This is a genomic window from Candidatus Avelusimicrobium caledoniensis (assembly GCF_902756455.1).
Lineage (GTDB): Bacteria > Elusimicrobiota > Elusimicrobia > Elusimicrobiales > Elusimicrobiaceae > Avelusimicrobium > Avelusimicrobium caledoniense.
Genome location: NZ_CACVRB010000012.1, coordinates 14,477 through 33,366 on the forward strand (window position 1 = coordinate 14,477; position 18,890 = coordinate 33,366).

Consider the following 18,890-nt stretch of genomic DNA (forward strand, 5'->3'; position numbering starts at 1 on the left):
GTTAATTCTCCTTAATTTCAATATGCGGCCAATCTTGTAAGGTCCGCCAATATCCGCCGTACGTAAAGTTACTGGATATTTTCCCCTCCGCCCGGAGCATATTGGCTACCGTGTCAAAACGAATAATCATTTCGTTAAAACGGCTGATGTTATCCCAATCTACCGGATACGGGGAAATATCCACCGCCAAAGACGGCGTTTTGTTATGCGCCGAGTGCGGCCATTTTACCCGGCTTGCCCCGCGTTGCAAAGCCGCGGTTTGGGCGGCTTGGCTGCGGTGTCCTTCCAGTACGGTAAAATCGTACTGTTTGATAAGTTCGTTACAAACGGCTTGTAAGTCCGGGTGGCACGTGGCTAATCGCGCTTGGCTGGACGCGCTAAATTTTGGCATAAACGCATCTCTCCCTCTAACGTATATACCCGTTCTTGCAAGTGGTTATATTTATCTTGCTTTTGCTCTAGCCGCGCGATATCTTTGCGAATGGCTTTGAGTTCCCCCCACACAACTCCCGCGGCAAATACAAGCGCAATCACTTTCCACGCGGCGGAAAAAATAAACTCGTTCATCGTTTTACTCCCCGGCGCGCAACTGTTCTGCCAATGTTTCTATTTCTTGCGCTTTGGTTTTTACATAATCGCTGGAAACGGACGTTTCGGCCAGTACCATTTCGCGCATCGGCCGGATGAGCCCCGTGCTTGCTTCCAGTCCCGCCACTTGATTTTCTAACTCTTGGCGGTGCTTTTTAGCAATATATTCTGGCGTGTCAGCCCACTCGCCATTTTCAATAGGACGGTCGGTTTGTTTTAACTCAAGCCCGGTATATTGCGGCATAAACTTGAGCGTGTTTTCAATACGGGTTTTGTCCGTATCGTGTAATTTAATTTGTCCGTCTTGTTCAATGTAATAGGTCATAGTTTTCTCCTTAATTAGGTTTTGCGCCTTCGGCGTAAATAAATTTAAAATACGCAGTTGTTCCAAGTGCCGAATAAACAACTGTATACATATCGCCTTTTTTCACAGGAAGCAAAGTAAATATATTGATATCAGCATGACTTCCCCAAACAAATGCCCTCATGTTATTACAGTCAATAGTAATATTTTGCAAAGCAGCCGTTGTCATTTTTGCTAAAGCAACAAAACCGTCCGCCGGAGCAGTATAAGTAGAACCGGAAATTCCCAAAGTCAAATCAATATACTGGTTACTTGGCATCGCCATCTTTGCCGCTACGGCCTTACCCGCATCGGACAAATTATCTAAATTCACATCCGCCTTACCGGATAATGCCGTCTGAAACTGGGCAGCTTGCGCGGTACTGGCGGGGACAGCGGCGTTGTAGGCGCACACCCACGGGTAGAGTGTAGTATGAGCCGGAGTTACCGTATCGGATGCCCCATAGATGGAAGACGAACGGGAGGCATTAAATCCCCAACGCACCCCATACCCTTCGCGGGTGTTGGACTGATAATCAGTTGTATTACTCGCTTCATTATAAAAAGCTCCATACGCATTAGAAACACCGGCCAACCCCGTTGGGCTCATCCCCCCCGTGATATTAGGCAGACCCGCTCCGTGTTGCGAAATACCGTCCGTAACATTGGCCATTTTGATATAGTGGACTAACTTAGGAAGACGGATCGTTTTATGTTCCGTATCCAGTACGTATTTCGGGCATTCGCCGTAGGTGGATAAAGCCGTTTCGTAATCGGCGGCAGAAATTTGCAGTTCACTGTGCGTGCTTACCCACGCATAAAATTCGGGGTACAACGTGTCAACGGAGGAAATAGTTTCCCCGGTAAACAACGGAAGTGCGCCCCGGTTGTCGGTGGCCAGTGAACTTTGGGAATAATAAATTTCACCCACTTGCTTACCCAACGTATGTTCGGCGTAATACTGCGCGGACTGGGCAGCCGTTTGGGCAGCGGAAACAGATTGGGATAGTTCCGCTTGTATGGTTTGTGCCTGAGCGGTCAAATCGTTAAGAGCCGTTTGTTTGGCTTGCGCAATATCCGATGAAGCCGTCTGGGCCGTCTGCGTGGCGGAGGCGGCACTTTGCTGAGCCGTTTGGGCCGCACTAGCCGCTTGACTGGAAGCCGTTACCGCATCTTGTTTAGCGGCCAAAATGTTGGCCAAAAAAGTATCGGTTTCTAAACTTTCAGGTTGGGTAGAAACGGGGTATTTGATACAGCGGTCTACTTTTTCCGCTAATTCTTGGGTAATAAGTGTAAGCTTATCATACCCTTGTTCTAACACTTCTGCGTCCAACTCGCCTTGACGGAGTAAATCTATCTCTTGGGTAGAAGGCGTCTGGCGCACCAATGTAATTTTCCACCCGGTAGCGAGCGGATCTTTTCCGCTGGCAACCGTCGGATACGTAAGTGTATCCATGGCCGCATTAAGTTCATAATCTGCGTTGATTTTGGTTTCGTACCCGGCCGGGGAAGTTAAATAAACCTGTAAATCTTGCGCATCGGTTAGCGGAAAATCTACTTCCCACACACGGGTGAGTCCGTTACCCGCATAAATACGTTTTGTAAGTTGCATTGAAACTGTCATGTTATTCTCCTAGCATGTTAATAATGTTTTTATTTCCTTCCAAAGTTGCAAACGGTCTTGCTCATCGGCCGCGCCGCTTAACACGGTATAAACCGCTTGGGTAATTTCTTGTTCGTCAAACCCTTGCTTACGCATAAACGCACGCATACCGCGGCATAACCACTCATCGGCCCGGCTTTGCTTTCCGCCTGCCCGACTTTGCACTACCGCCTGCAAACGGAAATAATCACACGCCGCACATTGGCCTTTATCCAATGCTTTATCAACGTCAAGTTCCCCGTTAAAATAATTTTTAACAAACCAGTTTTGTTGGGCGGGTGTGGCCGGGTTGTCTGACGAATAAATCACGCGGCGTGCCCGGGCCGCCCCGGTTGCATCTAACACCGTTTGCGCATCTAACAAAGCCGCTTGTTCGCGGGTATTTAATTGCGCTAATTGGCTAAATAAATCCGCTTGTTGCGCCGCTTGTTGACGATACTTACCGGCGGCTAATTGCGTGATTTCCGCATGGATCTGTTCGCGCAAATCATCGTCCGGCTCATTTAATTGGGCAAGTGCTTTTTCTTGCACTTGCTGCCCACTTAACGAAGGTTCGTTTGCGTGTTGCCATAATTTCCGGGCTTGTGCACGTGCAAAAGCATGACGGATTTGCCCGGCACAACGCTGCTTTACCATCTCGGGCAAATGGACAGATTGCGCTTCCAATACTTGATCGGCTGTTTGCCAATCTGCGTTAGACAATGAACGTGCAATATGTTTTTCTACCGTTTCTGCGCGCAATTGTTTGACCGCTTGCTCGGACTCCTGCGCCGACATACCGTTTTCTTGCATACGGGCTTGAAAAGCAGGTAATTGTAATTCCAAATACGCCTGTAACGACTGGTTATCGGGCGTCAGCTCGCCCACTTGGCGCGTCCACGCGCGCTCCTGGTCCAGTGCTTGTGCACGGTGTTGCTGTAAGGCCGAGGTTTCTTCTTGCTTAGCGGTTTGGCGCAGTGCCGCATAATCCCACGCGGCGGGCGAGTGTACATTTTTTTCGCTGAAGTGAGAAACGGCAAATTTATCCAAAAACTCCGTAGTGACTGTTTGCTGTTTCCCAAGTTGAGTGCGCAACGCATCTGCCAATTCAAAGCGCACATCGGTTGTATTTTCCGTCGGAGTTATGTTTACAGCGGGGGCTGGAGTAACCGGTTTTATTTCGGGTGTTTCTTGATGAGAAACTGGCACAATTGGCATATTTAAAAACCTCCTATAAAACGGGATAACGCCGCGCCGATACCAAACCCGGACGAGCCCTTAAACGACGCTAAGCGATTCGCTAAGGCCAACTCTTTGAGGGCGCGAATTTTTTCAGCCGCTTGCGCATTGTTTTGAGCTACGGATACTTGCAAATTATCCGATACTGATTTTTCATCTAACAACGCCTGAAAACGGCTGTTTTTAAGAATATATTGCACCGTTGCGGAGTCGCCGCGTAACCCGGAAGCCGCAAAATTATTTTGGCGGCTGGCTTGCGTTTGGCGGTAATTCTGATATACATTACGCGCCTGTTCGGCCGCCGATTGCAACAAATACGTATTTTTCTGTTGGGCCGCCGCGGCTATTAAGTCCGCCTGATTTTGCGCCTCTGCGGCACGGCGGCGGTACGTGGCTGACGCTGTACGATTTTTATATAACTCTTGCAGAAAAGTAGTCAGTCCCTTTTCTACTCCGTCTAAGACATCTCCCATATTTCCTCCTAAATTAAGACATAATTAAAAGCCGGCTCCTTACAAATTTTTCTTTCCGCGCGTAAAAACGTATAATAAAAGAAATTACATCTAAGGAGCGTATATGATAAATCTGTTGATTTTCTTGTTGTTTGTTTTAGCCGTCGTATACGGTTTGTTCTTTCTGTTTTTTAAAGTGATTTGGTTACTGTTTAAAAAACACGCCAACAAATGGCCGCTTATTTTGGCAGGGATCAGCACCGTTTTGTCCGGTGTTATGCTAGCCATGTTAGTTTGGTGGGGTGTGAGTTTAATCATAACGCCGTTTCTGCCCATGCACCAACGCATCGCTGATAACCCGCAACCCATTTACGGCGTTCGCACATATACCGACCCGCAATATGCGTTTACGTTGCAAGTGCCCGACGGTATGGACTATTCCGATTGGATGTCTTTTGAGGGTGTTGCATTTAAACTCGGCATCAATACGAACCTATTTAAAAAAGACGAAGCCGGTAAAGAAATTACAGGGCCGGCGGTGTTATCGGTACTAATCCGGCAAACACAAAATATAGATGAAAACCAACCTTTTGCCGTCTTAGAACAAGAATTGGCTAAGGTAGCGCAAGACCGTCGGTTGGATATTCAAAAAGCATCTGCGCTTAACTTGGACGGACACCCGGCCTATTACCTTTCGGGCATTGCTTACACCAATAAAGGGCCTCTGCCCGTGTGGATGCAAGCCCTGTATCAAGACGGTGCAATTATTTACGTGATTTCGTTGGAAATAAGTGACCAGAAAATCACTCAAAGTGACGCAGAAGCCCTCGTGTCTAGTTTACGTCCGCTGACGATTGCGCCCACAAGTGCCAACTGAGTAACGGTATCTGTTTTTTGACGGGCTTGCCCACAAGGCAAGCCCGTTTTTTACGCCATGCGACACAGCAGAGCCAACAAAGTTACCGGTAGCGGATCCTCTTGCGTAAATATCACCGACGGCGTAAGCGTATGCGTACCGGACAGAGGCAACATATAACTGGCGGTTTTTAAAGATAGCGGCGTATTGTACGGCTCGGTCATACGTTGGATGATTTCTTCGCCGGTTTCGTCCTTCAGACTAACCGTCCCACCGCGGCTGTCCACCAGTTGCAACGTCACGGAAACTACCCGCTTTTTAGTATCGGGGCCTTGTCCGTTTTCCAAATAAGACACCAGCGGGAGCGTCTGTATTTTTGATTGGTATGTTAATCCCACATGCACACATTTCATCGCCCGCGGCAATGTAATCGCTCCGTTACTAACTTCCAACCCGGTAAGCGGACTCCCTTCGGCAAGTACACCTACGGTTTTGCCCTCCAAATGGGAAAGCCCGGTTACTTGCGTAAAAGCCGTATCTGATTTTTTTGACACGCTTGCATCTAAAAATACTTGGTCTTGCGGCTCTTTGCTAGCCAAACGCGGGAGTAATTTTTCAATACAATAACCGTTGGCCCGTTGCACGACAAACCATACTTCATCATATCCCCGGTTCGGAATTGTGCATACGCTGCGATACTGTCCTTGCGTATTATGATGCGACCACGCACACACGTTATGTTCCGCTACGTACGTTAGCGACGCTATCCCCCCATCGGAAAGCACGCACCAAATTAAATTATCCGGCTCTTGCTGGTAAGCTACTTCTTTAATTTCTTTGTTTTGAAATAAATGCTTGGCACAGAGCGTTAAATCTTCCCCCGTGTAAGAAGCCGAAGTATAGTTATAATAAAAATCGCGCAAAGACGCACCGCGTGCTTGCACGTAAAGTGCCCGGTTTCCCACCATGACTACCGACGTGCGGCTTGATCCGCGTTCACTTTGTTGTTCAATTTGGATATTGTACGGCGTTAGCGCACCCGGGGCCGATAACGTCCACTCGCTTCCGGCCGTAAAAACAAGTAGCCGTCCGGCGGCTGCCACTTGATGAATAGCGTTCAATTTTTTACCGGACAAGTTAATGCTGATAGAATCGGAATCTAACAAGGCACCACGGGCGTGGCCAAAATCGCTGTACGCTCCCGTCTTAGAAAACCACAAGGTTTGCGGTTCTGCGTACGTCCCGGCAAGGCCCAGCCGGTCTTGATAGAAAAACACGCACGATGCATAGCCGTTTTTCGGGCTAAAAGAACCCTCGGCCCAATCGCTGGTCCAATCTAATGCACCGCACGGACGCTCTAAATTTACTTTGACTTGTTGCGGCGAAATATATTCTTCCACTACCGCTACGCCTTCTTGTTTAAACGCTTCGGCGGACAATTCATAACCGGCTTGCCCGGTAATCTGGCACGCCCGCAAGCGCAACTGATAAATAGTTCCCGTGTCTTCCAAGGTGCCGAAAGCCACCGTGTTATCATCGGCGCTAGTGCGGATAAAATACTTAACGGCCTGCCACGTTGCGCCCAAATCTTCCGATTTTTCCAATACGATCGTCCCCGTCCACGTGCCGGATGTTTGTACGCGCCAATCGCAAGAAGATTTTATCACGCTTGAGAGGTCTTCGTAGCCAAGCGTGCCGGTTTGGTACTGGCTTTCTAATGCGTGCGTCACGCTAAAGCGTGCGCCGACGTGTAGCGGCGTAAATAAATCAAAATCGCTTTCCAACAGATACGTGGTATCGCCTATAACGACCGTACCGCCGGAATTTACCCCGCCGCTAAGGGCTTGTTCAATGACAATAGCCGGCTCGTGGGCAAAACTGTCGCGGTACGTTAAACGTAGTACGGCCCCGTTCCAATTTCCCCCTGTCGCCACCGGAGAAGCAATTTTAATCACACCGCCTAAATTGGTGGCCGTGAGCCCGCTGGCGTTGTAGCGGGTATTAAACGCGTTGACCAAAGCGGTAATGTTTAGCCCGTAATCTTCGGCTACGTAAAAAAGCTCGTTCTGAAAATAGCCGTATACAAAATAACGATTATCCACCACGGGCGCAAAAGAAAGTGTAGCCGCCACACCGGTTACTTCTTGGCTTTCTTGGGAAGTGGTAATGCGCAATTTATGGTTTTCCTGGGTATTAGCCAGTTGAAACGGCCCGAATTGTACCGGCTGTTGGGCCAGTGTAAACCGCCCTTGCGCTACGCGCGATAACCCATAAAGCGGATAATTAGGGTGGGCAAGAAATAGTTTCTGGTCGTACTGGGCAAAAGACAAAGATGCCAAATCGTCCGCCGCATACGGCGAGGTAATCTCATACGGATCGCCATTATCGTCAAGCACCTGCCCGGCGGAGGTATATACGCGGATATATTGGTGGCCAAACTCCAGCACATACGATTCTTCTTCCCCTACAACAAACGGAATAATCCGACAGGATTTATCCGTATATTTAGCCGTACCCATGTAGGCCGTACCCGGGCGGTTGGAAACACCCCCTTGCGGATGAATGACAACGTTGCATGCTTCTTGTAACCACGTAGCATACGCCGTGCTGTCTACCCGGGCCGCCAAAGACGGGCTGACTTCTCCCCCGGAAAAAGACGGTTGAATATGACGGGTAAACATTAGCGCACCTCCGTAAAAGCGTCCGACGGGGCAGGCGTGACAAAGCTTTCCGAAGCGTTACTGCGGCGGGCTTCTTCCAAACTAAGCGTGTATTTTTGTAATAACTGGGCCGCCAGTTGGGTATCGGCCGTCAAGGCAACGGCCAAATCGCAAGCCAGTGCGAGCGAAAAACTCTTTACAAAAGCCGGGTCAAACAGGTTTTCATCGGTAATTCGGCGGGTATATTCCCCATAGGCCTGCCGGGACGGGGTTACAATGACCCGGCTGTGCAGATCGGCCCGGTAAAATTCTTGAAAATCTAACCGGGGGCAGTTTTGGTCAAAAACGCGGCGGAAAAAGAGCGCATCTACCGGATATTTATAAACAAACCGGCCTTGCGTATCGCTTTGGTCCTCCAATAAACTCAACGGTTCTTGAACTCCGGCAAAGGCCCAGTTATGGGTGCGTAGGACTTCATCACGCACCGGAGCATAAAATAATTTGAGCCGGCGGGCCTTTTCATTTTCCTGTTCTAATGAGGTAATTGGCGACTGCCCCAATTGCGCTAAGGCAAGATTACAAATACTTATTTTTGTTATCATTTTTATACTCCATTTTTAATTTTACTTATTTTTTAATATAAATTTTTTTATAATAAATTTAATTTTATTGAAAATTTAAGTATTTATTTTTTTAAATATATTTTTTGTAAATATAAATTTTAATAAAATTAGATATATTAAAATTTATATATAATTTTAAAAATACTTAAATTTTAAGTATTTTTATTTTTATAGTTATTTTTGAGTCAAAATTAGGTGCCTTTATTTTTTATCAAACAATTGTAAGTTATTTTGCTGTAACCACTCTAAAAAAATAACTAGTTTTAATTATTTATCTGAAAACTCAGCGTGTGCTGATAAAATGACTATTTTTTTACAATGTTTTTTTCCGGGTTGGGGTCTTTTTCATACATTTTCCCCCTTTAAAACCAGAAAAAGACACTTTTTTACCCCGATTTTGAGCAAAAACGGCCCAAAATACAGTTTTTTACCATTTTCCCCTATACGGATAACCCAAAAAGCGGATTTTTACGTCTTATTTTAACCTCGTTTGATAAAACGGGCCTGAATTTTGGGGGTCATAAAGATTTTTGTTCTTTTATGCGTTGGCAGTTTGGGGAGCGGGTAGCCGGAAAACCGCCCGCTCCCCGGGGGTCAGGCACAACGCTTAGTGCATATCAACGGCATCGGTCAAGAAGCAAGAGACCTTTCCGGCAGTAGCGGTACCGGTTACCGTATATTTAGCACGCAAGTAGCGTTTAACACCTGCGGGCACGGCAGCGGCCAACAGCGATTTATTGGCTGTAAGCGCGGCCGCCAAGAAAGAAGCGGATGCCAATTCTACCGCATCTGAAAAGTTTTCATTTTCGGCGGTTTCCAAGGCCACTTTCATACCGGTTAGCCCCGCGAAGTCCACATCCACACGGCAGACGGCAAACAAAGCACCGGGTACAAAGTTTCCCGCGGCTTTCAAGTCCACGATGTTGGTAGAAGCGGCCGTCGTGGTAACGGCTTGTTTTTCGGATAATACGCCATTTTGATCTAATAACATAGTTTCCTCCTAGGCCACGATGGCTTCCGTATCGGTGATGGCATCGCAGATATGTACCGGGATTTCGTTAAACGTCATCAGCGGACGCGCGGTTAATTGGTCCGGCGTATATTGGACGTTGGTGCGGCTGCTGGCGAGTTTGCGCAAGGCCGCTTTGACGGTGCGGTTCATATACCAGACCGGTTTGCCCATAGACAAACTTTGGATGCGTTCTTCCAAATCGCACATTTTGTCAATGAGGTCGGAAGGCACACTCGTCGTATCAATGTTGCAGATACGGCCCGCGAAACGCCAATCTTGCACGGCAAGTCCTAATTTCCACTCAAAATATTCTTTGTAAGCGGGATATTCATTGCCGTTGGCGTCCACGTGGTTAACGAGCCCGTGATCTACGCGTTGGATACCGGCTTTGGAGCCTTTGGGGAAGAAGGTAAATACTTTATCTGTATCCCATACAACGAGGTAGATAGACGAGTTTTTATTAGCGGTAGAGCTGCCACCGTCAATGACGTTGCGGGAACTTTCTGCGCCGGAAAGTTCGCAGTAGCGCGCGGCAAGTCCGGTAAAGCGTTCCGGGTTGGTGCCTACGTTTCCGTAGATAAGGTTAGACGCCATGGTATTAGACATACCGGCGATAATCGCGCGGGATTGCCCGGTGCGTACGGCGTCAACGTGGCCGCCTTTTTCGGCGACGAGTTTATCTACCACGGAATAAGCAGACAACGTACCGTACGATTCTACCACGACTTTGGTGGTTGCTTTGGCCGGTTCAATGCCTTGATAAGCACGACGCCATGTACCTTCCGGGATACCAGTGCGTACGGCATATTCGTGACCGCTGTCTAACGAACTTTCGCAGACGAGTGCGTCGCCGATAATATCGTTAGATTGGCTGAGCACTTCGGCGATAGCCAACTCTTGGCCCGAGGGGTCAAATTGTTTGGCGTAATCAACTAAACTGTATTGTTTATCAGCAATAATTGCCATTATATTTCTCCTTTAATTTTTTCTTCCGTACAGTGCTTCGGCGAAGGTTTTATCCTGCGGAGCGGACGGTTGCCCGCCCAGTGAGGCGTCTTCGCTAATAGTACGACCGATCCCGCTGAGTGTACGGATCACAACGGGATGATTCCCCAGCCCCGTTTCTTCTAACAGTTCGCGTAGTTCCGGGCCGCCAAACGTATCAGCCGCCCGAAGTGCAAACGTGATTTCTTTTTCCAACCCGGCCCCGTAAGCGGCACGGGTTTGGTGGGCCCAAGCGGCGATTTGCTCGCGTTTTTGCGCTTGCGCGTGTTGCGTTTGGTGCACTACACAATCGTTTTGAAACGCTAACCATTTATCCACTTGTTCAGGCGACAAGTTACACTCCTGCGCTAATGTCTTAAAGGCCTTAAAATCGTCCGCGGTAAACGGCAATTTTTCGGGCTCGGACCCATTTTCTAACGAGTCTTGGGTGTTGGTTTCCTGTTCGGTAGGGCTATCCAAGTTGGCATGGCTTTCTTGGCTAGATGCGGCATTTTCTGCCGGAACAGAAACGGTTAAATCGGTGTTTTCCGTTTTATTAGGCGTAATTTCAGACATGGGTTAACTCCTGTGTTAGACGGTTAATTTCGTTTTGTTCCGAAGTAAGTTCGGATATATATTCCCCCCGCATTTGTGTATATGCGTTGGGAGCGGCGTCCTCTATTTCGGCAAGCAAAAAGAGTCCTATACTTTGCTGGCCGCAATGAAACGCGGTGGCCGTGCTATCCCCGGGCACAAAGCTGTGTTGGCGTACCCGGCAAGCTTGCAAAATCCGCCACACCAATCGGCGGCCTTGTACGGTTTTTAAGACGGATTGCAAGTCGGAAGTATTTCTTTTTTTCAGTTGTTTTTCGTTCATAAGATCGGGTAACGGTCCGCCCGGCCGGGCCGTTACATGTTGCCAAACAGCGTGCTTTAATTTTAGACGCCTGTTTGCGCAAATTTATGGAGTATGTTAGGTAGGAAAGAACGGGCCGGGCCGTTCCCCCGCGTCGGGCCGTTACGCTTATACAGACGCGCCCGCACGCGGCTTTTTCCTTTTCTTTTCCGAAGGGTCTAAGAGGGCGAGTTCCCTTCTTGTGCAACGGACGTGGGGACCTCGTCTGTTGCATGCGGGGAGTTTACCTCGTTAGGCGCACTCCCCGCGGGGGTTATTTCATCTTCGCTCTTAAGTAGCGCCGGAGCCACCCCCAAGGCCTTGAGGCCTTCTTCCAGTGCGCAGTCGTAGTCTACGCGACCGGCAAGTTCCGGCTTGGCAGCAGCCAACGTGGCCGCATAGTTAAGCCCTTGTATCAGCGACGACAGCCCCGCCGCTTTTTGCGCTTGTGCAATCATGGAAACGTACTCTACTTTAAGCGGCATACCTTGTATGGAGTCCGGCGGCGTGGGCAACAGTCCTTGACGGGCCAATAAGTTAAACGCGCGGTCAATCAGCGGGTCTAGCAGTTCGTTTTTAAGCCGTTCCAATACCGGGCCGAGCACAAGCATTTTTTCTTGGTGGCGTTCGGCCACTTCGGTTGCGGTCATTCCGGCGTAATTTTGCGCGGAAAGCGACAGGAAAACATCGGCAAAAAATTGCGAGCGTATCGTGGCGCGCACCGATTCTATGGCGGCTTCCAACGCGTTTAGGTCGGGCTGAACTTGGTAAGCCGGACGTACCGCGCCGTCAGCCGTGCCGTTGTAGCGGGTAATACCGCCGGGGAGCAAATTGACTTCGCCTTGTACGTTAGCGGAAACCATCACGGGCGGGTTGGTACTTTTGTCCAGTGCAACGAGTTTTGTTTTCTGCATTTTTTGCAGCATTTTCACGTCGCCTAAACACTTCCACCCCGGCCCTTTGCCATACACATCCGACGCATTTTTCACTTCCCACCGCGCGGCAATGACCGGAAATTCTTTATATCCGCCCTGGCGCAACACGTGTCCGTCTTCCGTAAAATAGATACTCGCAAACGGCATGTGTAAATTATCTTCAAAGAACGGCACGTGACGGTTGTTGGGCACAATCAAGTGAAATACTTTGTAGTATTTGGTGGCTTGTTCGTGGGCGGGCAACGCGAGAATTTGCGGCGGCAAATTATCTTTACCAAAGGTGGTAATGAGTTGCTCTGCCGTCATAAAAAACTCGCGCCCGAAACGGTTGACTTTACCTTGTGCATCCGTACCTAAAACGTACTCGCCCACCGTAAACGCACGGCAGTAAATGCCTTTTTCGCGGTCTTCTTCCATTAAAAAAGCGGCGGTGCCGAACACAGCAATTTCTTCGTAGAAACCGTGCAACACGCCGTAGACGTTGCTTTTGGCAAATACTTCTTCCAAGCGTTTTTTCACGTCAAACACCCACTCGCGTGCACCGGGAAGTTCCATTAAATTATCGGGTGCGAGGGATAAATCAAACCAACTGCGCGCCGGACTGGTTAAGCCCGACATCATCCCCGCGCATAACACTTCTACCGACAAGCACGGAGCCGAATCTAGCAACGCTTTGTGGTCAATGCGGCGGCCTTGACTCGGCAGTTGCCCGTCAAAGAAACCGCGCGTGGGAGCCAGATACGTTCCCAACTCTTTCCAAACGGGCAACCACGTAGATTGCTCGTTTTTTAAGGCGTCGTACTGACGCTTATAATTATTTTGTAACTGTTTCATAATGTATAAAAGGAAGACACAAACGAAGAAAATTTACTACTATGTAGAAAACAACAGGAGGTAATGTATGGTGGGACTAGTGATAATTTTTATTTTTGTGGTATTGATCGCCGTGCCGGGGTTTTACATGATTACGCGCAAAGTGTTTCCGAAAAACAGCAAACGCTCAGCGATGTGGATCACTATTTTATTAACGGCGTTATTGGTAGCGGCTCTCGCGCTTATTACGCTGGGAAATTGGCCCGGGTAAGAAAAACGGACCGGAAAGTTTTTACGCAAAACCGCCTGAAAGGGCGGTTTTTTGCGCGCAAAAAAACCTTACTAATAAAACTTAAAGACAAATTATTCGGAAAAGAAAGGAAGAACTACTAAGATTTTATAATTATAGCATAAGTGATACTCTTTTGTCAAGTTAATCTTATTTTTCCGACAGAGAAATTACAAGTTTCCCTGTGTATTGATTTGGTTACACAGCTGGCGTTGGGCCGCAGTAATAATATTATTATTCATAACTGTACAGTGTATCCTTCCCGGCTCATCTGCTAACACAAACAAGGAATATACCGACACAAAAGCGTTCCCTTGCGGCACAACCCGGTGCGCCACCGCTAAATAAGGATTTTCACGAACAGTAGCTCCGGCAGGCGAATATAAAAAGTATTTCGTACGTTTACGATGCCCCTGATAAATTACATTGTCATCCTCGCCGGATATTTCCACATCCAACGCGTCTAATTCATCCATTCCGGCATAGGTCCCATTTGCTAAGTAATACGCTTGGTTGGCCTGAACAATTGCTTTTAAATTAACGACGGCCTCCGCAAGCCGTGCTTTTTCCACGGCCACTTGATACTTGGGCAAGGCCACCGCCGCTAAAATGCCGATGATAAGTACAACAACTAAAAGTTCAATAAGCGTGAAGCCGTTGCCGTTGTACAAAAATGTTGTCATCCCCGAATGTTTCTGTCGGGGATCTGTTGTTGCTTTTTGCAACGACAAATTGGTTGAGATACCCGACAAAATTCCTCGGGTATGACATTTATTATTTACTACATTTTTTCTTTGCATACAAAGCTCCTTAATGATACTCTTGTACCATCAAATAAAATGTAGCAAAAAAAAAAACGATGTCAAGTCCCTTATTGCACGACGAAAAAATCAAATAACGTCATACTCACTGTTAGCAAATTCACTGGTTGAGTTCGCCGCGCCCGCACGCACGGGCGCGGCAAACGTAAGCGCGAGCGCATCGGCCAAGTCGGGGCTTTTTCCGGTACGCGCTTTTAATTTTTCTTTCGGCTCTAACCTAAGCCGCCCGGACGCGTCATAATCATACGCAGTTTGGCACAAATCGGCCGCGAGTTCAGCTACGTCGGGCAACGCGCCGGATGATTTGATCCACGATGCCATTTCCCCCCACATCTCCGCGCGCTTGTTGGCATACTGTCCGGCTTTAATTGCCGTGCCGCCAAACGGCACTTCCGTTACCGTAAAACCCAACTGGCGCAAGCGGTCAATCACCCCGCCGCCGCAACCGGCATCTACAAAAACCCCGTCGGGGCGGAAATTTTCTATTTCACGCGCTACGTGCGAAGCAAGCGTCATATTGTCTATTTGCCTAAGCACTAGCGGCTCAAACGCTTGCAACCCCTGACGGCGGAAAATCACGCTACGGTCATCGCCAAAGCGTGCCGGATCAACGCCTAAAATTTTAGGTGCAAAGCGCAACTCAGTTGATGAATAGCGACGGCGCGTAGCGGCTAGCACATCATCAATGGGAATTAAAATATTTTCGGAACTCGCCGTAAAATCACATAGATATTCTTGACGGAAAATAGTAACGGGGGTTTCTTGTTTAATGTGCTCTAATTCAGCAGGCGAAATCACGCCCGACTCATCTGCACGAAAGACACCGTACCACCAAACGGCGGGCTCGGTTTGGGCGAGTTTTTGCGCTTGGTTAAACAAATCGTAAAACGCATTTTGTCCTTTAGGCGTACCCATAAATACCACCCACCCCTCGCGCGACAAGAGCATCGGCCGGATAATTTCAGAAAATACATCCGGCTTAATTTGCGCATATTCATCCAATACTACACCGTCGGCGTACGTGCCGCGCAAGGCATCGGGGTTATCGGCCCCGCCCACACTAATACGCGCACCGTTGGGTAATTTTACGCACAGCTCCGTTTCGTTTACGGCTATACCCGGTAGCGGAGCCGCGTAGCGTTTGAGGTAGTCCCACGCGATCAGTTTGGCTTGTTTTAAAAATGGTGCGATGTAAAAATACCGGGCGTGCGTGCGCTCATTTTGCAACGCTTTTTTAAGAATGTGATTGACGGCACACACCGTTTTGCCCAACTGCCGGTGCGTAACCAGTACACAAAAACGGTGCGTTTCCAATGCGGCGTGAATTTTGGCTTGCACTGGGCGCGGATGGTACGGAATAATAATACGTTTTTTATTCATCTTTTTCCCAAGAAACGACCATCGGCGGAGGGGCACTGCCATCATCCTTGCCGTCTTTCCAACCGAGCAGATTTTTGGCAGTAAAAACAGCAAACGACGCAGAATAATTACCGCGCAAACTGTTTTGAATTAAGATGTTTCCTTGCAAATCACGTGCTCTTTGGGCGGCCTCGTGAAAAGCGGGATGTTTGGTTTCCCAACTTTTAAGCACTTCGCACGTCGTGCCGAGCTGTTTAGCAAATGCGGCAAAGGTGGGCAGTTCGGCCGCCGTTTCCACGAGAGAAACAGAGCCGTCGCGCTTTTGTACTTCGGTTACGTGAAAAGCGGGCACATCAAAAAAAGCAAGTAAACGGTCGCAAAATTCCGGCTGATAACGAAGAGGTTTTACAGTGCTGTCGGCTGATTTTTTACGGGGCATATTTCCGCTCCAAACAAGTATGTCCCGCCGGGCGGGCATCAATTTCGGAAAGGAAATAAGGAAATAAAACGGGAAGATAAAAAATTACAAAGCGGACAATTTGCGCTTTGTAATTATATATTTATTATAGCATAAATTTATTCATTTTGTCAAATTTAAAAAAGGCACAGGCAACCTCCACCCGTTTTTTACGCCACCAAACGGCCACGGGTCATCCACCGATTTATCGTCGGCAAATGATTCGGCAAAGCACGCGTTATACAGGTAAATACTCACCTGTAAATACGGCTCTAACCGCCGACAAAATAACTGCCCTTGTCTACCACCGACCGACGTGCCTAGTTGGGTCGCACGCCAAAAAATAAAGTTTTCCAAATCAATTTGTTGGGACATAGCCCCCCGCGCCCTTGCCTTTCAAACAAACGCAAGGGTAAAAAAAGGGTTAGTTTTAAGAAAGGAATTTTTTGTCTAAAACGAAATATTCCGACGTGGGAAGCAAAGTTAACCCGTGTGCCTAAGTCCGTTTTGATAGTAGGCCGGCCAGCACGGCTTGTTAACTTTGCTAACCCAAGCAACCTATTATTTGCTACAATAACTGCATAGTTCTTGGCGGAATTATGCAATTTGCGCACAACAGAGTACGCCCGCCGCAGGCGCGGCAGTAGTCGTAGTAGTCCGACCTCTCCGTTTGAGATTTCCTAATGGTAATTGAGGATATTTCAAATGCGCTGGCAAGATGAAAAACGCCAGGTTGAAGTGTCTTTCATGTTGTTAGTATAGTAAGTATTGTTAGCATTTGTCAAGTCTTTTTTTTAGCCCTGTTTTTTCGGGTGGATTACCGTCTATGAATAAATTTGAAAAACAATTGGAAAAATGGAACAACGGCATCTTACGCGGAGCACAAGCTAAGTTAGCAAAACGCTTGCAAGTGACTACCGCCACCGTAGCCCTTTGGGCAACCGGTAAACGCCGCCCGTCTAAAGGATACATCGCCCAAATGGCCCGGCTTTTTTTCTTAGATGAACATAGCGTAGAACGGTTGTTTGCCTCCGCCCGTCCGCTTACACAACCGGAATGGACACCCCACTCTTGGACGTTGCACGACGCCAAAACAACCGATTTGGCCGCCGGATACTCCACCCTCAACCATACCGTGGCGTTACCCGTATTTGCACAAATTCCCCCCACATATCCGCAATTTTCAACCGCACAAGCCCGCACGTGGTGGCACGTGGCAACGCAGGCGGCCGAAAAAACCGATTTTTTATTTTTATTACCCACACGCAATGACCCCGAACGGTTGTTGTTTGTTACCTATTGTCCTTCTTGGGAAAAAGGAAAAATAATGCTGGTAAAACAAGGCACAAAATACCAATTGGTACACGTCAAACAAGTAAAACCCACGCTCGTTGTAACCCCCTTAGAGAACGTGCGTCTGTTGGCGCATGCGTTACCTATCGGACTAGTCAGACGGGAAATACGTGCTTTAAAAATTACCCCTTGATTTTAGCCGAAAAAGCATTATACTATCAGTAACCCTTGGAGAGGTTTACAGAAAATCTCCGCGCGGGCGAGTTGGCGTGAGCCGGAGCGTTGGCGTTGGAGAACTGTTACGTAGCGTGATTTAGGCAGGCGCGAAGAGCGTAGTTTAGGTGGCGGACGTGACAGAAAATGAGAGTTCTTTATTTTCGTGCGGTAGCGCAGGACGGTGCGGATGCAGCGTCCGGTACACAAGCTTCAAGCCCGTTATCTGAGGATAATGGGAGCACTTGGGGATATGGGCCGGAGCACCCCGCCTCAGGTGGTACGCGGCACTGTAAAATTCTTAACTGTGGTTTTCCGAGGGAAGAGAGTACACATGAACATGTCGGCTAACTGAGTCCTCGCGTTGCGAAACGCGGGGGCTCTTTTTTGTTCGTGAAAAACACTTGCAAAACACACTGTACTTTGCTAAACTATCAAACAGCGTCCGGCAAGACTCGCCCGAACGCCTCATTTTTTGGAAGAGGATTAGATTTATGGTAATTAAGAAAAACACAAAAGACACTTTAACAGCCGCAGAACTTAAAGAAATTAAAAAACATCTGCTCCAGTTAAAAGAAGAAGCCGCCGAACGCTTGAAAGATAAAAAAACAATGGACATGCCCGAAGCCGAAGTGGGCGACCCCATTGATGACGCTACCCGCAGCTTAGATAAAGAAATTTTATTTGAGCTTTCCGGCAACGCGCACAACACCATTGAGCAAATTGAAGCGGCTTTGCGCAAAATGGATAAAGGCATTTACGGCGTGTGCGAGTATTGCCGTCAGCCGATTCCCAAAAAACGCATTAAAGCGCTACCGTTTGCGCGTTATTGCATTAACTGCCAACATACCAACGAACACCGCCACGGGTAAGAGATACAAAATTCTTGTTTACCGCGTTTGGGTTTTTCTACCAAACGCGGTTTTTTTGTCATTTTCCTTATGAACATCTATCGTGACCTGATCTATTTCCCGCCCCTTTAGTGCTGTTTATAAAAAGCGCCGAAATGGATGAGAAATTTTTCATGTTTGAACGCAGTGAGTTTGAAAAATTTCCCATTTCGTCTGCTTTTTATAGCAACCCTGCGGGCCGCCCCTCCAGGCGGCGGTCTTTTGCGAGCTTTTCTGGCGTCAGAAAAGCGAAAAAGGCGTTGCAGAATAACACGAAGTCCACCTTGCAAAAGATAACATCATACGCAATCAGAGGTTTGAGGCCTTATGCCTGCCCCCGGCAAGGGGGTTGACAAATCAAAAAAAAAAACGATAATAAAGGGACGCAAAAAATAAAGGAGATTTTATGAACAGCAAAAATGGTTTCTTGTCCTCGCCCCTTGCGGGAGAGGATGTCCGAAGGACAGGTGAGGGGTATATAAAGGAAAATACTTATTTAAACCCCCTCATCGGTTTTGAGTGCTCC

The 18,890-nt window shown here is 48.0% G+C and carries 21 protein-coding genes; 4 read left to right on the plus strand and 17 right to left on the minus strand.

Annotated features, from left to right (window positions below; translation table 11 throughout):
* Position 1: 1 nt before the first annotated feature.
* From ACQY2W_RS03795 to ACQY2W_RS03820, 6 genes are read right to left on the minus strand one after another with little or no spacing between them, the layout of a single operon-like run.
* Positions 2 to 391 (minus strand): M15 family metallopeptidase, encoded by a 390-nt coding sequence (locus ACQY2W_RS03795; protein WP_428049535.1) that lies wholly within the window; start codon positions 389 to 391, stop codon positions 2 to 4.
* The gene (locus ACQY2W_RS03800) at positions 355 to 567 is read right to left on the minus strand and encodes a hypothetical protein (RefSeq protein WP_428049537.1); all 213 of its coding nucleotides are present in this window, start codon (positions 565 to 567) and stop codon (positions 355 to 357) included. The genes ACQY2W_RS03795 and ACQY2W_RS03800 overlap by 37 nt, the downstream gene beginning before the upstream one ends.
* Before the next feature lie 4 nt (positions 568 to 571).
* Positions 572 to 913: a hypothetical protein gene (locus ACQY2W_RS03805; protein ID WP_428049539.1), complete on the minus strand. Its 342-nt coding sequence runs from the start codon at positions 911 to 913 to the stop codon at positions 572 to 574.
* 10 nt (positions 914 to 923) lie between these two features.
* Entirely contained in the window at positions 924 to 2,555 is a 1,632-nt protein-coding gene (locus ACQY2W_RS03810; RefSeq protein WP_428049541.1) for a hypothetical protein, read from the minus strand.
* Between the two features lie 9 nt (positions 2,556 to 2,564).
* Positions 2,565 to 3,791: a hypothetical protein gene (locus ACQY2W_RS03815; protein WP_428049543.1), complete on the minus strand. Its 1,227-nt coding sequence runs from the start codon at positions 3,789 to 3,791 to the stop codon at positions 2,565 to 2,567.
* A gap of 2 nt (positions 3,792 to 3,793) precedes the next feature.
* Complete coding sequence (locus ACQY2W_RS03820; protein ID WP_428049545.1) at positions 3,794 to 4,285, minus strand: hypothetical protein; 492 nt, start codon at positions 4,283 to 4,285, stop codon at positions 3,794 to 3,796.
* Positions 4,286 to 4,388: 103 nt separating this feature from the next.
* Here ACQY2W_RS03820 and ACQY2W_RS03825 point away from each other — a divergent pair, with 103 nt between their 5' ends.
* A complete protein-coding gene (locus tag ACQY2W_RS03825) occupies positions 4,389 to 5,141 on the plus strand; it encodes a hypothetical protein (RefSeq protein WP_428049547.1) in 753 nt (250 codons plus the stop codon).
* Between the two features lie 50 nt (positions 5,142 to 5,191).
* On the opposite strand, the gene ACQY2W_RS03830 is transcribed toward ACQY2W_RS03825, so the two are convergent.
* The 7 genes from ACQY2W_RS03830 to ACQY2W_RS03860 form a co-directional block, all read right to left on the minus strand.
* Positions 5,192 to 7,801: a hypothetical protein gene (locus tag ACQY2W_RS03830; RefSeq protein WP_428049549.1), complete on the minus strand. Its 2,610-nt coding sequence runs from the start codon at positions 7,799 to 7,801 to the stop codon at positions 5,192 to 5,194.
* A complete protein-coding gene (locus ACQY2W_RS03835; RefSeq protein WP_428049551.1) occupies positions 7,801 to 8,382 on the minus strand; it encodes a hypothetical protein in 582 nt (193 codons plus the stop codon). The genes ACQY2W_RS03830 and ACQY2W_RS03835 overlap by 1 nt, the downstream gene beginning before the upstream one ends.
* A 628-nt stretch (positions 8,383 to 9,010) precedes the next feature.
* Positions 9,011 to 9,394 (minus strand): Bbp16 family capsid cement protein, encoded by a 384-nt coding sequence (locus tag ACQY2W_RS03840; protein ID WP_428049553.1) that lies wholly within the window; start codon positions 9,392 to 9,394, stop codon positions 9,011 to 9,013.
* A gap of 9 nt (positions 9,395 to 9,403) precedes the next feature.
* Positions 9,404 to 10,381: a major capsid protein gene (locus ACQY2W_RS03845; protein ID WP_428049555.1), complete on the minus strand. Its 978-nt coding sequence runs from the start codon at positions 10,379 to 10,381 to the stop codon at positions 9,404 to 9,406.
* Between the two features lie 12 nt (positions 10,382 to 10,393).
* The gene (locus ACQY2W_RS03850; RefSeq protein ID WP_428049557.1) at positions 10,394 to 10,975 is read right to left on the minus strand and encodes a hypothetical protein; all 582 of its coding nucleotides are present in this window, start codon (positions 10,973 to 10,975) and stop codon (positions 10,394 to 10,396) included.
* Positions 10,968 to 11,276: a hypothetical protein gene (locus tag ACQY2W_RS03855; RefSeq protein WP_428049559.1), complete on the minus strand. Its 309-nt coding sequence runs from the start codon at positions 11,274 to 11,276 to the stop codon at positions 10,968 to 10,970. Before ACQY2W_RS03855 ends, ACQY2W_RS03850 begins: the two co-directional genes overlap by 8 nt.
* Positions 11,277 to 11,473: 197 nt before the next feature.
* Complete coding sequence (locus tag ACQY2W_RS03860; RefSeq protein ID WP_428049561.1) at positions 11,474 to 13,063, minus strand: portal protein; 1,590 nt, start codon at positions 13,061 to 13,063, stop codon at positions 11,474 to 11,476.
* 67 nt (positions 13,064 to 13,130) lie between these two features.
* Between ACQY2W_RS03860 and ACQY2W_RS03865 the strand changes: the two genes are divergently transcribed.
* Positions 13,131 to 13,313, plus strand: coding sequence for a hypothetical protein (locus ACQY2W_RS03865; protein WP_428049563.1), 183 nt, complete (start codon positions 13,131 to 13,133; stop codon positions 13,311 to 13,313).
* Between the two features lie 188 nt (positions 13,314 to 13,501).
* Here ACQY2W_RS03865 and ACQY2W_RS03870 read toward each other — a convergent pair whose 3' ends face one another.
* The 4 genes from ACQY2W_RS03870 to ACQY2W_RS03885 all read right to left on the minus strand — a co-directional run bounded on the left by ACQY2W_RS03870 (position 13,502) and on the right by ACQY2W_RS03885 (position 16,343).
* Positions 13,502 to 14,131, minus strand: coding sequence for a prepilin-type N-terminal cleavage/methylation domain-containing protein (locus tag ACQY2W_RS03870; protein ID WP_428049565.1), 630 nt, complete (start codon positions 14,129 to 14,131; stop codon positions 13,502 to 13,504).
* Positions 14,132 to 14,221: 90 nt separating this feature from the next.
* On the minus strand, positions 14,222 to 15,532 hold the full coding sequence (locus tag ACQY2W_RS03875; RefSeq protein ID WP_428049567.1) for a terminase large subunit domain-containing protein: 1,311 nt from the start codon (positions 15,530 to 15,532) through the stop codon (positions 14,222 to 14,224).
* Positions 15,525 to 15,950: a hypothetical protein gene (locus ACQY2W_RS03880; RefSeq protein WP_428049569.1), complete on the minus strand. Its 426-nt coding sequence runs from the start codon at positions 15,948 to 15,950 to the stop codon at positions 15,525 to 15,527. The genes ACQY2W_RS03875 and ACQY2W_RS03880 overlap by 8 nt, the downstream gene beginning before the upstream one ends.
* 141 nt (positions 15,951 to 16,091) lie before the next feature.
* Positions 16,092 to 16,343 (minus strand): hypothetical protein, encoded by a 252-nt coding sequence (locus ACQY2W_RS03885; RefSeq protein WP_428049571.1) that lies wholly within the window; start codon positions 16,341 to 16,343, stop codon positions 16,092 to 16,094.
* Between the two features lie 451 nt (positions 16,344 to 16,794).
* Here ACQY2W_RS03885 and ACQY2W_RS03890 point away from each other — a divergent pair, with 451 nt between their 5' ends.
* Positions 16,795 to 17,454: a hypothetical protein gene (locus tag ACQY2W_RS03890; protein ID WP_428049573.1), complete on the plus strand. Its 660-nt coding sequence runs from the start codon at positions 16,795 to 16,797 to the stop codon at positions 17,452 to 17,454.
* A gap of 514 nt (positions 17,455 to 17,968) precedes the next feature.
* A complete protein-coding gene (locus ACQY2W_RS03895) occupies positions 17,969 to 18,346 on the plus strand; it encodes a TraR/DksA family transcriptional regulator (protein ID WP_428049575.1) in 378 nt (125 codons plus the stop codon).
* Positions 18,347 to 18,890: the final 544 nt, after the last annotated feature.